The following is a 13,676-nucleotide window of genomic DNA, read 5'->3' on the forward strand; positions in this document are numbered from 1 at the left end:
CACACTGTTGATTTCATTTTAAGAAAGCCGGGAGGATATGCGGTGAATAAAGATCTTTTGCCTGCAGAGGGCGAATGCCGGTGCGGTAAAATCGCCATGCGTATTGATGCTCCGCCGATACTGACTATGGCGTGTCATTGCAGTGGCTGCCAGAAAATGAGCGCCAGCGCTTATTCTCTGACGGCCGCTATTCCACGAGATGCATTCTCTGTGACCCGTGGGGAGCCTGTTATTGGCGGGCTTCATGGTGAAGACGCGCGGCACTTTTTCTGCCCGTACTGCATGACATGGCTGTTCACCCGGTTAAACGACAGTTTGCCTTTTGTGAATGTCCGCCCCACTCTGTTTGCCAATCTTGCGTGGTCAACACCTTTCATTGAAACCTGGACCCGCGAAAAACTCCCCTGGGCGAAGACTCCGGCGGTACACAGCTTCCCGGAGTTTCCACCACCAACCTCATTTAAAGGCCTGCTACAGGCCTACGCGCAACATGTTCAGGCGCAGGCATAAGCAATGTGAGTCCGCATGGCTGCCGCAGGTGTCTGCGGCAGTATGTTGTTTATTGTTCAGCCTGTTGTGCTGGCCGTTATAAGCCAGGTTGGTTGGGTAATTTTTTAATATTAACAGGCAATATTTTCGGCGGGAGTATTACGCATTATTTGCACGGTCTTTTTCATTTCTGGTGCCAGCCACCGGTCCTCAACCCAAAAGGCTACTTCGCGGCGCAGCAGTGTAACGGCCTGAACCGTACCCGGAGCCAGGCGGGAGGTACCAATCAACTCCAGCGCCTGCGCTGCCAGCAAATATTCAATGCCCAGAATCTGCCAGGTGTTATCGCACACCTGCAGGAGCTTGAGTGCCGCACTGGTGCCCATACTCAGGTGGTCCTCCTGTAAACCCGAGGTAATGTAATTATCCAGCACTGCGGGTTGTGCCAGCCGCCGGTTCTCGCCACACAGAGATGCCGCCACATACTGGGCTATCATCATGCCAGAGTTAACCCCGGGTTTTGCCACCAGAAAAGGAGGTAGTTCACTAACCAGTGGGTTAATCAGCCGGTCAAGGCGGCGCTCTGCCACACTGCCGGTCTCCGCCAGCGCAATTGCCAGCAAATCTGCGGCCATCGCCACCGATTCACCATGTGGGTTCGCCTGAGAAACTACCTGCCAGTTACCTGGTTCGCCCAGCACCAACGGGTTGTCGGTTGCGGCATTGAGTTCCTGATTCACCTGAGTTTCCACATGACGCCACTGCGCACGGCAGGCACCATGAATTTGCGGAACAGAGCGCAAACTGAGTGCATCCTGGGTACGTACCCCCTGGTTTTCAGCCAGCCAGGCACTTCCATGAAGCATTGCACGTAACCGCTGGCCAGTGGCACTGACATCCGGGCTGGATTTCAGCGCCAGCACACGTTCATCGAACGCTGCCAGTTGGCCCTTCAATGCTTCTATGCTCATGGCCCCGGTGACATCGGCCCAGTCCATTAACTGTTTCGCTTCACCCAACGCCAGGCAACTCAGCCCTGTCATGCAGGGTGTGCCATTCACCAGGCACAGGCCATCTTTCGCCCCCGGGTTCACCGCATCAATACCCTGCTCTGCCAGCGCATCGCAGGCCAGCCAGCGTTTCCCTTGCCAGTTCACAAAGCCCATGCCCGTCAGGGCCAGACCAATATGCGCCATATGGGTCAAATACCCGACAGAACCCTGGGAAGGCACTTCCGGGGTAATGCCCTGATTGATAAATGCCAGCAACGCCCGGACAACATGGGGAGAAATACCGGAATACCCCAGGCTGTAGTTGGCCACTGCTGCACACATAATGGCCCGGGTCTGCACCACACTAAGTAACGGCCCGACACCACAAGCGTGGCTCATCAGCGTGTTACGCGACAACTGGCTTAATGCCTCTGGCGGTAAAATCACATTGCATAACGCTCCCAGCCCGGTATTAATCCCGTAAGCGGGCTGGCCGCTGGCGACAATTTCTTCCACGATTTGCCGGGCATTTTGCATGCGCTGCCATGCTGCTTCACTTAACTGCAGTTGCGCACCATGCTGTGCTACGGCAACCACGTCCTGCCAGGTGGCAGGTGTGTCGCCCCACTCTCTTATTTCACTCATTAATCTTTACCCCATTCGGGAAATAAACTGGTCAAAACGCGGGCTGACATGCCGGGTAAACAGCGTATCCGGGTCTCCTTCGCACTCAATATTGCCTTCATGCATAAACACCACCCGGTTTGCCACATTGCGCGCGAAGCCCATTTCGTGGGTTACGACCAGCATGGTGCGCCCTTCATCGGCCAGAGCACGCATGACATTGAGCACTTCGCCCACCAGTTCCGGATCCAGTGCCGAGGTAGGTTCATCAAACAAAATCACTTCCGGATCCATTGCCAGCGCACGGGCGATGGCCACCCGTTGTTGCTGACCACCAGAGAGTTGTTCCGGGTAGTAATCTTTGCGGGCGTACAGACCCACCTGGTTGAGCAAATGTTCAGCCTGCGCTTTACACTCCGCCAGCGGGCGTTTCAGCACATAGCGCGGGCCTTCCATGACGTTTTCCAGCACAGTGCGGTGCGACCACAAGTTAAAGCTCTGAAACACCATGGCAACCCGGGCACGTAACTGCTCAATTTGGCGACGGCTGGCAGAGTGCCCGTGCCGGTGTGCTTTGGCATCGACAATAATGGTTTCCCCGGCAACCTGAATTTCACCGGCATCAGGTACTTCCAGCAAATTAATGCAACGCAAAAAAGTACTTTTACCGGACCCGCTGGCACCCAGAACGGAAATAACATCGCCTTTGTTGGCAGACAGTGAAATGCTTTTTAAAACAGCATGGTCGCCGAATGACTTGCGGATATTCTGCACAGCCAGTACCGGCTGCTGGATGGCGGTCATGATTTTTCTCCCTTACTGCTGTTCAGCCCGGCAGGTGCATTGGCCGCAGCCCGCGCCTGAGCCCGACGAAAATTCGGTGTGAGGGCGTTTTCCAGCGCACGCCAAATTTGCACTATCAGGAAATTCAGAATCAGGTAAATCAACGCAGCACAAACAAACACCTCCATGGTTCGGTAGGTGCGCTGAATTATTTGCTGAGCCACGCCAGTGACATCCCACACCGTAACAAGGCTTGCCAGCGCAGTGGATTTCACCAGTAAAATCGCTTCTGTAGACCAGGCAGGTAATGCATAACGCAGCATCACTGGCCCAATTACCCGGCGAAATAACAGCCAGTGCGACATGCCACAGGCTTTCCCCGCTTCAACCTGCCCGGGGGGAACTGCCAGCAATGCGCCACGCAGAATTTCCGCTGTATAAGAGGCGGTACACAATGCCAGCGCCAGCACGGCACAGGTAAAAGGTTCACGCAGAACCGGCCAGACAAAACTGTGGCGTACTGCGCTGAACTGGCCCAGGCCGTAATAAATAAGAAACAACTGGATGAGCAATGGGGAGCCACGAAACACCAGAATGTACAGCCGGGCGAACCCGCTAAACAGCCAAAAGCGGCTCATCCGCATGGCAAGCACTACCAGTGCCAGGCAGCCGCCTACTGCCAGTGAACTGAAAAACAACCCCAGGGTGACCGGTAAAGCCCCCAGCAGTTGCACAAAGGTTTCGCTGAGAAACGCAAAATCAATCATCGCCACTCCCGTTAATACTGTGCGGCGCCATGGCCTTGCCAGCCACGCCCCATGCGCTGTTCAGCCCGTTTAAACGCGCTGTTGGATAACACCGTCAACACCAGGTAACAGCCGCCACCCACCAGGTAGAAAGTGAAATAGTGGTGTGTGGAACCTGCCGCCACCTGGCTTGCCCGCATCAGCTCAACCACCCCGGTCACTGAAATCAGCGCGGAATCTTTCAGGGTCATTTGCCAAATATTGGACATAGCCGGTAAGGCATAACGGATAATTTGCGGTGCAACAATGCGGCGGCGAATACACCAGGGCAGCATGCCCATGGCCTGCGCGGCTTCAATATCACCGTGGGACACGGCGAGGCGCGCAGCACGGAACACTTCCCCCTGATACGAGCCAGAAATCAGGCCAATTGCCAGTGCACCAATCAAAAAAGGCGGAACTTCAATAAAACCGCTGGCACCAAACAGATGGCCCGCCCAGGTCACAACGCCCGAGCCGCCGAAATAAAACAGGTAGAGAATCAGTAGTTCGGGGATACCACGAAACACCACCGAGTACCCTTCTCCGGCGACACGCATTAGCTTAACGGGTGAAAGCTTGGCGGCGGCAACACCACTGCCCACCACCGCACCAACCACCAGCGCTGCCAGCGACAACAACAAGGTCGTGCAGGCAGCGCTTACAATCAGCGGCCCCCAACCATTTTCGCCAAAACCTAATAAGGCCATCATGTTTGTGCCCCTCTTACGGCGTCACGTCCGTTTTAAACCATTTCTCACTGAGTTTTTTCACCGTGCCATCAGCAAGCGCGGCTTTGATTGCGGTATCCAGTTTCGCCTTCAGGTCGGTATCGCTTTTACGCACGCCCATCGCTTCCCCTTCACCCCAAATTGGCCCACCCAGTTTCGGGCCACTGAAGGTGAGATCTTTGTTTTCCGGTTTACCCATAATCGAGTTGGCGAACGTGACATCATCAAACACGGCATCAATACGTTCCGCCTGCAAATCGAGAATAGCGTCTGCTGAACTGTTGTATTCACGTACCGTGGCAATATCTTTGAAGTATTTGTCGATAAATGGCGTGTAGACCGTACCGGAGGCAATTCCGATGGTTTTGCCTTTCAGGGCCGCACGCAGCCTGGCTATGGCCGGGTTAATTTCTGCCGGATTGTCGTGCAGTTTAATCAGTGCATCTGCCCCGGTGGCTTCTGGCAACAGATTCCCTTTCAGGGTAATGAAGCTGGCCGGTGTCTGTGCGTAAGGCACCGTAAAATCAATGATCTTTTTACGTTCCGGGGTAATAACAATGGAATCCATGATGACATCGGACTTCCCTGCCTGCAGCCCGGCAATCATCCCGTCCCAGTTCTGCACGCTCAGTTTGCAGGTCACTTCCATGCGTTTGCATAAATCCGCCATCAGTTCGGGCTCAAAACCGCTGAGCTTCCCGCCCGGCAACGTCATATTCCAGGGTTCATAACTCCCTTCGGTGGCGACAGTAATCGTTTTCCACTCTTTTGCCATTGCTGGCGTGCCGGAAAGTAGTGCCGCAAGCGCCGCGCTACTCAGTAGTAAACGGTAAACAGAAAGTACGTTCATCTGATGCTCCTGAAATAACCGGGTCGCTGACGCCGGTAACAACTGAAATGGGCTGGTGCCTTAATTTCCGGCACAAATGACTAAACATGTATATACAAGAAAAAACACAAAAAAGGCATTAACTCATAACCACTTGGGTTAATGCGCACCTGAGTGTGTCTTTACTTGTACATACAACTTAGCAATTGATATGCCACTTCGAAGAAACCATCTTATTTCATTGAAAAACCGCGGGTTCCCAGGTGAAGGTGCACCACCGGTTGCCAGTCAACCCGGTAAAAACGCACCAAAGAAACGCATCCGCACCATAACAAAGCAGTAAAAATGGCGCACAACAGGGCAAAAAAGTGTGCCCCCACCATCCAGACTGGTGGTGGGGCGACAAACAACAGGCGGGGTTATCTGGCGTGAGATTCTTCCACTGCGCGCGCACTGGTAACCAGAGTTTCAAGCAGGGATTTCAGTACTTGCTGAAGTGCGGCCGCACGCTCTTCCTGCCAGGCGAATGGCGGGGTTTCATCCATATAATTACATTGTGCCAGTTCAAGTTGCACGGCATGAATATGGTTAGCCGGGTCGCCATAAGCGCGGGTGATATGCCCACCTTTGAAGCGGCCATTGATTACCCAGGTGTAAGCCGACTGGGCTTCACAACACGCACGCAGCGCCTCACTGACAGCAGGTGCGCAACTCGCGCCATGGTTGGTGCCAATATTCAAATCCGGCAGCCGCCCGTCGAACAGGCGGGGAATAACCGAGGCAATAGAATGCGCGTCAAACAACAGCGCATAGCCAAAACGGGCTTTGATAGCAGCCAGCGTATCGGCCAGTTGCTGGTGGTAACTCTGCCACACCTGCTCCAGGCACCACGCGCGGTGCGCTTTATCTGGCTCCTGCCCCGGGCGAAATACCGGCTCGCCATCGAACAACGTATCCGGGAACAGGCCAGTGGTGGCACTCTGGTACAACGGCGTGTCATCAGCCGGGCGATTCAAATCCACCACAAAACGTGAATAATTAGCCTGAAGAATACTGGCCCCCATTGCGCTGGCAAAAGCATAGAGCGCCGGAATATGCCAGTCGGTATCGGGTAATAACCGGGCACGGTCTGTCAGCCCGGCTTCAACTTCCGGCGTCAGCGACGTACCGGCATGAGGCATGCTAATCAGCAGCGGAGTGGATCCTTCATGAAATAACCAGGGTGTCATACACTTTCTCCACGGTAAACCACCTGGCAGGGTAACTGCCCGCCAAGCCAGTAAGCCAGTTCAGCGGGTTGCTTAACTGGCCAGTGAACAAAACTCGCCAGTTTCCCGGCTTCCAGAGACCCACACTCATGTTCCCTGCCCAGCGCTTTTGCCCCCCAAAGAGTAACCCCCGCCAGCGCCTCTTCCGGGGTCATGCGGAATAATGTGCAGGCCATATTCAGTATCAGGCGCAACGACAGCACTGGCGATGTGCCAGGGTTTAAATCACTCGCCAGCGCCATTGGTACGCCATGCTTGCGAAATAACTCAACCGGTGGCATTTGGGTTTCACGCAGCATGTAATAAGCGCCAGGCAACAATACCGCCACAGTGCCACTTTGCGCCATGGCAATGACGTCGTCTTCGGTAGCATATTCCAGGTGATCGGCAGAAATAGCCTGGTAACGGGCCGCCAGGCTGCTTCCGCCCAGCGAGGAGAGTTGTTCAGCGTGCAATTTAACTGGCAGGTTCAGTTCACGGGCAGTATTAAATACCCGGGTGATTTGTTGCGGCGAGAATGCCAGATGTTCACAAAAACCATCCACAGCATCCACCAGCCCTTCCCGGTGCGCGGCAGGCAATAAGGTCTGGCAAATGTAATCAATCCAGCCATCCGCATTGTTCTGGTATTCCGGCGGAACGGCATGAGCAGCAAGAAACGTCGCCTGGATATCGACAGGCTCCAGTTGCGCCAGTTGGCGAATTACCCGCAACATGCGTAACTCACTGTCACTTTCCAGCCCGTAGCCAGATTTTATCTCCAGTGTGGTAACGCCTTCCTGGCGCAGGCAGCGCAGGCGCTCACGAGCCGTGGCAAGTAACTCTGCTTCACTGGCCTGGCGCGTGGCGTTCACCGTGGAAATAATCCCCCCACCGCTGGCGGCGATTTCAGCGTAACTGGCACCATTAAGGCGCATTTCAAACTCACCACTGCGATCACCACCAAATACCAGGTGAGTATGGCAGTCAACCAGACCGGGGGTAATTATCCCGCCATTCAGCCGTTTAACGTGCTGTGGCTGGCAATGGCCTGCGTCCCGTTCTTCGCCCACCCAGACAATACGCTCGCCTGCCACCGCAATCGCCCCTTGCCTGATAAGGTGGTACTTACCGTCTTTGAGCGTGACCAGGTCCGCACCGGTCCACAGCGTTTCGCATTGCAACATTGTCTTGCCGCCTCCAGATGAGTGTGAATGATAGTGACTCAACATAATTCGGGTGCAGGCAAACGGCAAAACAGTGCGTAATCCATGTATAACGAATTAAGGCAGCGCCCGGACGGGCTCCCCGACCGCTGCACAGACTGAACCGGCTCAAACAACCTGCCTGCAATTAAACTATGAAGGGTATACAGCACAAATCAAAGTATGTATATGTATATACAACCACAGAGACAGGGGATCAAGCATGGCAAGTTTTTATGCTGCACGGGCATTGTTGCCCGAGGGCTGGCGAACGGCAGTACGCATTGAGACAGAATCCGGGCGGATAACCGCCGTCACACCAGGCAGCCACAGTGATGGCGCCACGCCGTTACAGGGGCTGGTAGTACCGGGTATGGCTAACCTGCACTCCCATGCTTTTCAGGCAGCCATGGCCGGGCATGCTGAGGTGGCGGGTAACCCGCAGGACAGTTTCTGGACCTGGCGCGACGCCATGTATCACCTGGTTGGCCGCCTGACCCCGGAACTGATGGCTGATGTCGCCACCTGGTTGTACATCGACATGCTGAAAGGAGGTTATACCCAGGTTGCGGAGTTTCATTACCTGCACCACCAGCCCGACGGCACGCCTTACCCACAGGACGACATGCTACGGGCACTGATTCAGGCAGCCACCACGGCAGGTATCGGGCAGACTATGCTGCCAGTACTTTACCGCTATGCTGGTTTTGGCGCACAGCCGCCGGTTGAAGGGCAACGGCGGTTTATTCAGAGCACGGAAAGCTGGCTGGAACAATACCAGCGCCTGTCATCTCTGACTGCGGGCAACCCGCTGCTTAACCAGGGCGTGTGTTTCCATTCGCTGCGCGCCGTAACCCAACAGGACATGGCACAAGTTCTGGCCAATACCCCGGCTGATGCCCCCGTGCATATTCATATTGCTGAGCAGCAAAAAGAAGTCAATGACTGTCTGGCAAGCTATGGTGCGCGCCCGGTCGCCTGGTTACTGGAGAATATGCCGGTAGATAAACGCTGGTGCCTGGTTCATGCCACACACCTGGACCAACAGGAAATTACCCGGCTCGCCGCTACAGGTGCTGTTGCCGGGCTTTGCCCCACCACCGAAGCCAACCTGGGCGATGGTATTTTCCCGGCGACGGACTGGCTGGCAGAACAGGGCCGCTGGGGGATTGGTTCCGACAGCCAGGTTTCACGCAGTGTGCTGGAAGAATTACGCCTGCTGGAATACAGCCAGCGCCTGCGTGACCAGCATCGTAACCGGCTGGCTCAGCCTGGCGCGCCCAGCGTGGGAGATGTGCTTTACACCCAGGCCGCTATGGGTGGCGCACAGGCCTGTGGCGTTCAAATGGGCCAGCTGGCACCCGGTATGCGCGCCGACTGGCTGTGCCTCAATGCCGACTACTGGCCGCAAAACCGCCCGGACGACCAACTGATAAGCCGCTGGTTATTTGCCGGGCAACGTAGCGAGATTCGTGATGTCTGGGTAGCCGGGCAGGCCGTAATTCGTAACGGGCAACACCCGCAGGAAGCCATTTATGCAGCCCGGTTTCGCAACGCACTGGAGGCACTGCAATGATTCAGGTGTGGTCGGTTGAAAACTTACCCGTAACGCGCTGGCGCAATGGTGGCGGGGAAACCCGAGAAATTATCGCCACCCCAGGCCCTGAAGGGAGCGACTTTTTGTGGCGGGCCAGTATTGCCACACTGGATAAAGACGGGCCATTTTCCCACTTCAGCGGTATTGACCGGGTAATTACCCTGCTGGAGGGCACGGGTGTGACACTGACAGTGGATGGTAAAGACATTCCCCTGGCGTTACACACTCCACTGGCTTTTTCCGGCGACAGCACCTGTACGGCACGCATCACCGGGCAGAGCCAGGATTTTAATATTATGACCCTGCGTGGAGCCTGCAACGCACATGTGGAAGTGGTAAACAGCGCACAACAGAGCCACAGCGGTGTTTGCCTGGTGCTCAGTGGCGAGTGGCAGTTAAATGGCAGCGAACTGGTTGCCGGAATGGGTGCGTGGTGGCACAACGAGCACAGCACTATCCGCCCGGTGTCTGCGGGCGGAAAGTTACTGTTTTGCCGTATTGAGGAAGGTTAACCGTGGCCTTTAAACCGGCCCAGCAGTTTGTAGCGTGTACCCGGGTACAATAACCGGGCATAAGTGACCACACGGTTATCACTCCAGGTCTGGCGGCGAATCAGCAGGCAGGGTTCCGCCGCATTCATTTCCAGCAACTCGCGCTGTGCGGTGTCAGGCATTATCGCCTCAACAATATGTTCCCCTGCCGTTAATGGGGCCACCTGCATCAGATAAGTGTAGGGCGTAAGCGCCATAAAATCTTGCGACAGGTAATCCGGTGCCACCAGTGGGTTGACCAGGCGGTCTTCCATTTGCACCGGAACATCGTTTTCGTAATGCACAATTACCGAATGGAAAATCGCCTGGCCGGTTGCCAGGCCCAGGACCGCCGCCTGAGCCGGGTCTGCCTGAATTTCGCTCATGCCAAGCACCCGGCAACTGTGGCGATGCCCGCGCTGAGTAATTTCTTCGGCAATGTTGTGCACTTCCAGCATGGCAGTGTAGCCTTTCATTTCGGCCACAAATGTCCCCACGCCCTGCATACGCAGCAGGTAGCCTTCACTGGTCAGTTCACGCAGCGCACGGTTGATGGTCATGCGGCTGACTCCCAGCCGGGCGACCAGTTCACTTTCAGAAGGCACGCGCTGGCGCGGCTTCCACGCCCCTTCGTTAATCTGGCTGATAATCGCCTGTTTCACGCGCTGATAAATGGGCGCGGGTTGGTCACCCATGGCACTGACCAGTTGTGATACGGCGGTTTGCTCTGTCATAGCGGTTCCCTGCATTGTCCGGTTGATACGAGTGTAATCCCCTTTATTGAAGATGTATATACATCCACACAATGTAGGTACATACCCTTCCTGCCCCGTTACTGTGCAAGTGCGCATCATTGTGGCGCAACCTGACTCGCCACCAGACAGGAGGGAAAGCTGCGGCCCTTGTCACAAGCTGAACACAGAGAAATAAAAAAGCTGGCGTGGCTTTTGCTAAATACTTTACCAGGATGTATATACAAGACTATACATGGCTAACACCAAAATTTATCCGCGGCAATTACGCGATACCAAGACAGAGGAAATGAATATGAGCAAACCCACCAGTCAGTCCGTTGCCCGCCCGGTCCACGCCCCTAAGGGCACTGAGTTGCATTGCGCTAACTGGCTGATTGAAGCACCGTATCGCATGATTCAGAACAACCTCGACCCGGATGTTGCTGAACGCCCGGATGACCTGGTGGTGTATGGCGGTATTGGTAAAGCGGCCCGTAACTGGGATTGTTTTGATGAAATTCTTGCCAGCCTGCGCCGCCTGAAAGCAGACGAAACGCTGCTGGTGCAGTCTGGCAAACCGGTGGGAATCTTTCGCACTCACACCGATGCCCCCCGCGTGCTGATTGCCAACAGTAACCTGGTTCCCCACTGGGCAAACTGGGAACACTTCCAGGAGCTGGATAAAGCCGGGCTGATGATGTACGGCCAAATGACTGCTGGCTCGTGGATTTACATCGGCGCACAGGGCATTGTGCAGGGCACCTATGAAACCTTTGCCGAAGCCGCACGCCAGCATTATAACGGCAGCCTGCGCGGTAAATGGATCCTGACGGCGGGCCTTGGCGGCATGGGCGGCGCGCAACCGCTGGCAGGGGTGATGGCTGGAGCCTGTGTACTGGCTATCGAGTGCCAGGAATCACGTATTGACTTCCGCCTGCGCACCCGTTATGTCGACCATAAAGCCTACACGCTGGATGAAGCCCTGAAGTTGATTGAAGACGCCACGGCCAAAGGGGACGCCATCTCGGTTGCGCTGCTGGGTAATGCGGCCGAAATTGTGCCGGAGCTGGTAAAACGCGCCAAAGCCGGTGGCCCGAAACCGCACATTGTTACCGACCAGACGTCAGCACACGACCCGCTCAATGGCTATTTGCCGGTTGGCTGGTCCGTTGAAGAGTGGGAAGAATTACGCAAAACTGACCCGAAAAAAGTGATGCAGGCCGCGCGTGCTTCCATGGCAGAACATGTTAAAGCGATGCTCGATTTCTGGCATATGGGCGTGCCTACGGTGGATTACGGTAATAACATTCGCCAGGTTGCCAAAGACGAAGGGGTGGCAAACGCCTTTGATTTCCCGGGGTTTGTACCGGCCTATATTCGCCCGCTGTTCTGTGAAGGCAAGGGGCCTTTCCGCTGGGTGGCACTGTCTGGCGACCCGGAAGATATCTATAAAACCGATGCCAAACTGAAAGAACTGTTCCCGGACAACCACGCACTGCACAACTGGCTGGATATGGCTCGTGAGCGTATTGCTTTCCAGGGGCTGCCTTCGCGTATTTGCTGGCTGGGGCTGGGTGAACGCCATATTGCTGGCCTGGCGTTTAACGAGATGGTGCGTAACGGTGAACTGAAAGCGCCAGTCGTGATTGGCCGTGACCACCTGGATTGCGGCTCGGTTGCTTCTCCTAACCGTGAAACAGAATCCATGAAAGATGGTTCAGACGCGGTTTCTGACTGGCCGTTACTCAATGCATTACTCAATACTGCCGGTGGCGCGACCTGGGTCAGCCTGCATCATGGTGGTGGCGTGGGTATGGGCTTCTCCCAACATGCCGGGGTGGTAATTGTGTGCGATGGTAGCGAAGCCGCTGATGTGCGCCTGGCACGCGTCTTGTGGAACGACCCGGCAACTGGCGTTATGCGCCATGCTGATGCCGGTTATGAAACAGCTATTGCCTGCGCACAAGAAAAAGGGCTGGACTTGCCGGGTATTCTGCCAAAAGCGTGATTCACGCCCGTTAAATTGCCCGCTATATGCGGGCAATTTCCCCCACAGTTAATGGCTTTCCGGCAACACGATATCGCTGCCTGCCAGCGTGCCCATTTCGTTGTATATCGCACAGGCGGCATCCACCAGTTGCATGGCCAGCGCCGCACCACTGCCTTCACCGAGGCGCATATCCATCACCAGGTATGGGTCCAGCCCCAAATGGCTGAGTGCGACACGCGCGCCACGTTCAGCGGATAAATGCGACGGGATCAGGTACGGTTTTACTTCCGGCGCAATACGGCAGGCCGCTAACGCGGAGGCATAAGAAAGAAAACCATCCAGCACCACCGGCAGGCCACAGCTTGCCGCGCCAAGCATTACCCCGGCCATGCCGAGCAAGTCAAACCCACCCACTTTGGCAAGCACATCCAGGCCATCTGTCACATCAGGTTGGTTTACGTGAATCGCTTTGCGCACCACATCCACTTTATGGTGTAACTTCGCCAGCGGGTAGTTCGCGCCCACGCCTACGGTTTCCATTGGGTCTGCACCGGTCAACACGCTGACCACCGCAGCGGCAGGTGTGGTATTGGCAATGCCCAGCTCGCCAACACCAAACAGCGTCACGCCATCGGCCGCCAGTTGGCGTGTGAATGCGATACTTTGCTCCAGCAGGGTTTGCGCCTGCTCACGGGTCATCGCAGGCTCTTTGGCGATATTGCCGCTTCCCCGCGCTACCCGCATATCCACCAGCCCCGGAATCGGCTCGTAATCAATACCGGCATCCACAACATGCACCTGTGCGCCAGCCTGGCGCGCCAGCACACATACGCCAGTGTTGTGGCGGGTCATGTTGATAGCCTGAATCCAGGTGACCGCTTTGGGTGATACCGCAATACCTTCTTCATAGACACCGTGGTCTGCACACATTACCACCATCGCTTTACTGCGCGTGTTGATTTCACCTTTTAACCCCGGGCAACCGGCCAGTTGAACGGCCAGTGCTTCCAGGCGCCCCAGGCTGCCCACCGGTTTGAGCAGGCCATCAATGTAAGCCTGGGCTTCATGCTGACGCGCACTGTCCAGCGCCGGAATGGCCAGACGTATTTCAGGGAGTGTTTGCATATTCTTGTTCTCGAT

13 protein-coding genes are annotated in these 13,676 nt (G+C 55.6%); 4 read left to right on the top strand and 9 right to left on the bottom strand.

Annotation, left to right across the window (positions count from 1 at the left end; genetic code table 11):
* The first annotated feature begins 42 nt into the window (after window positions 1–42).
* Window positions 43–510, top strand: a complete 468-nt coding sequence (locus MPHASIOC01_RS11195) for a GFA family protein (RefSeq protein WP_353614628.1) — start codon at window positions 43–45, stop codon at window positions 508–510.
* Between the two features lie 110 nt (window positions 511–620).
* Here the strand turns inward: MPHASIOC01_RS11195 and hutH are convergent, their stop codons facing one another.
* From hutH to hutI, 7 genes are all read right to left on the bottom strand, one after another.
* A complete protein-coding gene (hutH, locus tag MPHASIOC01_RS11200; RefSeq protein ID WP_064594672.1) occupies window positions 621–2,126 on the bottom strand; it encodes a histidine ammonia-lyase in 1,506 nt (501 codons plus the stop codon).
* Between the two features lie 6 nt (window positions 2,127–2,132).
* Window positions 2,133–2,909 carry an ATP-binding cassette domain-containing protein gene (locus MPHASIOC01_RS11205; protein WP_353614629.1) on the bottom strand — a complete coding sequence of 259 codons (777 nt, stop codon included), beginning with the start codon at window positions 2,907–2,909 and terminating at the stop codon, window positions 2,133–2,135.
* Window positions 2,906–3,655 (bottom strand): ABC transporter permease subunit, encoded by a 750-nt coding sequence (locus MPHASIOC01_RS11210; protein ID WP_353614630.1) that lies wholly within the window; start codon window positions 3,653–3,655, stop codon window positions 2,906–2,908. The genes MPHASIOC01_RS11205 and MPHASIOC01_RS11210 overlap by 4 nt, the downstream gene beginning before the upstream one ends.
* Before the next feature lie 11 nt (window positions 3,656–3,666).
* Window positions 3,667–4,386: an ABC transporter permease gene (locus MPHASIOC01_RS11215; RefSeq protein WP_064594677.1), complete on the bottom strand. Its 720-nt coding sequence runs from the start codon at window positions 4,384–4,386 to the stop codon at window positions 3,667–3,669.
* Window positions 4,387–4,399: 13 nt separating this feature from the next.
* On the bottom strand, window positions 4,400–5,254 hold the full coding sequence (locus MPHASIOC01_RS11220) for a transporter substrate-binding domain-containing protein (RefSeq protein WP_064594679.1): 855 nt from the start codon (window positions 5,252–5,254) through the stop codon (window positions 4,400–4,402).
* A gap of 398 nt (window positions 5,255–5,652) precedes the next feature.
* Window positions 5,653–6,462, bottom strand: coding sequence for an N-formylglutamate deformylase (hutG, locus tag MPHASIOC01_RS11225; RefSeq protein WP_064594681.1), 810 nt, complete (start codon window positions 6,460–6,462; stop codon window positions 5,653–5,655).
* Entirely contained in the window at window positions 6,459–7,667 is a 1,209-nt protein-coding gene (hutI, locus tag MPHASIOC01_RS11230) for an imidazolonepropionase (protein ID WP_064594683.1), read from the bottom strand. Before hutI ends, hutG begins: the two co-directional genes overlap by 4 nt.
* A gap of 241 nt (window positions 7,668–7,908) precedes the next feature.
* On the opposite strand from hutI, the gene MPHASIOC01_RS11235 reads away from it, so the two are divergent.
* The gene (locus tag MPHASIOC01_RS11235) at window positions 7,909–9,261 is read left to right on the top strand and encodes a formimidoylglutamate deiminase (protein WP_353614631.1); all 1,353 of its coding nucleotides are present in this window, start codon (window positions 7,909–7,911) and stop codon (window positions 9,259–9,261) included.
* Window positions 9,258–9,794, top strand: a complete 537-nt coding sequence (locus MPHASIOC01_RS11240) for a HutD family protein (RefSeq protein WP_064594687.1) — start codon at window positions 9,258–9,260, stop codon at window positions 9,792–9,794. Before MPHASIOC01_RS11235 ends, MPHASIOC01_RS11240 begins: the two co-directional genes overlap by 4 nt.
* Here the strand turns inward: MPHASIOC01_RS11240 and hutC are convergent.
* Entirely contained in the window at window positions 9,791–10,546 is a 756-nt protein-coding gene (gene hutC / locus MPHASIOC01_RS11245) for a histidine utilization repressor (RefSeq protein WP_064594689.1), read from the bottom strand. The genes MPHASIOC01_RS11240 and hutC overlap by 4 nt on opposite strands.
* Before the next feature lie 313 nt (window positions 10,547–10,859).
* Between hutC and hutU the strand changes: the two genes are divergently transcribed.
* The gene (gene hutU, locus MPHASIOC01_RS11250) at window positions 10,860–12,554 is read left to right on the top strand and encodes a urocanate hydratase (protein ID WP_064595511.1); all 1,695 of its coding nucleotides are present in this window, start codon (window positions 10,860–10,862) and stop codon (window positions 12,552–12,554) included.
* 48 nt (window positions 12,555–12,602) lie between these two features.
* Here hutU and cobT read toward each other — a convergent pair whose 3' ends face one another.
* Window positions 12,603–13,661 (bottom strand): nicotinate-nucleotide--dimethylbenzimidazole phosphoribosyltransferase, encoded by a 1,059-nt coding sequence (cobT, locus tag MPHASIOC01_RS11255; protein WP_353614632.1) that lies wholly within the window; start codon window positions 13,659–13,661, stop codon window positions 12,603–12,605.
* Between the last annotated feature and the right edge of the window lie 15 nt (window positions 13,662–13,676).

The sequence above is a fragment of the Mangrovibacter phragmitis genome (assembly GCF_040429585.1).
GTDB lineage: Bacteria > Pseudomonadota > Gammaproteobacteria > Enterobacterales > Enterobacteriaceae > Mangrovibacter > Mangrovibacter phragmitis.

What these genes read in the sequence shown, in the direction of transcription:
- hutH (WP_064594672.1), bottom strand. Translation starts at nt 2,126, where the DNA reads ATGAGTGAAATAAGAGAGTGGGGCGACACACCTGCCACCTGGCAGGAC.
- MPHASIOC01_RS11205 (WP_353614629.1), bottom strand. Translation starts at nt 2,909, where the DNA reads ATGACCGCCATCCAGCAGCCGGTACTGGCTGTGCAGAATATCCGCAAG.
- MPHASIOC01_RS11210 (WP_353614630.1), bottom strand. Translation starts at nt 3,655, where the DNA reads ATGATTGATTTTGCGTTTCTCAGCGAAACCTTTGTGCAACTGCTGGGG.
- MPHASIOC01_RS11215 (WP_064594677.1), bottom strand. Translation starts at nt 4,386, where the DNA reads ATGATGGCCTTATTAGGTTTTGGCGAAAATGGTTGGGGGCCGCTGATT.
- MPHASIOC01_RS11220 (WP_064594679.1), bottom strand. Translation starts at nt 5,254, where the DNA reads ATGAACGTACTTTCTGTTTACCGTTTACTACTGAGTAGCGCGGCGCTT.
- hutG (WP_064594681.1), bottom strand. Translation starts at nt 6,462, where the DNA reads ATGACACCCTGGTTATTTCATGAAGGATCCACTCCGCTGCTGATTAGC.
- hutI (WP_064594683.1), bottom strand. Translation starts at nt 7,667, where the DNA reads ATGTTGCAATGCGAAACGCTGTGGACCGGTGCGGACCTGGTCACGCTC.
- MPHASIOC01_RS11235 (WP_353614631.1), top strand. Translation starts at nt 7,909, where the DNA reads ATGGCAAGTTTTTATGCTGCACGGGCATTGTTGCCCGAGGGCTGGCGA.
- MPHASIOC01_RS11240 (WP_064594687.1), top strand. Translation starts at nt 9,258, where the DNA reads ATGATTCAGGTGTGGTCGGTTGAAAACTTACCCGTAACGCGCTGGCGC.
- hutC (WP_064594689.1), bottom strand. Translation starts at nt 10,546, where the DNA reads ATGACAGAGCAAACCGCCGTATCACAACTGGTCAGTGCCATGGGTGAC.
- hutU (WP_064595511.1), top strand. Translation starts at nt 10,860, where the DNA reads ATGAGCAAACCCACCAGTCAGTCCGTTGCCCGCCCGGTCCACGCCCCT.
- cobT (WP_353614632.1), bottom strand. Translation starts at nt 13,661, where the DNA reads ATGCAAACACTCCCTGAAATACGTCTGGCCATTCCGGCGCTGGACAGT.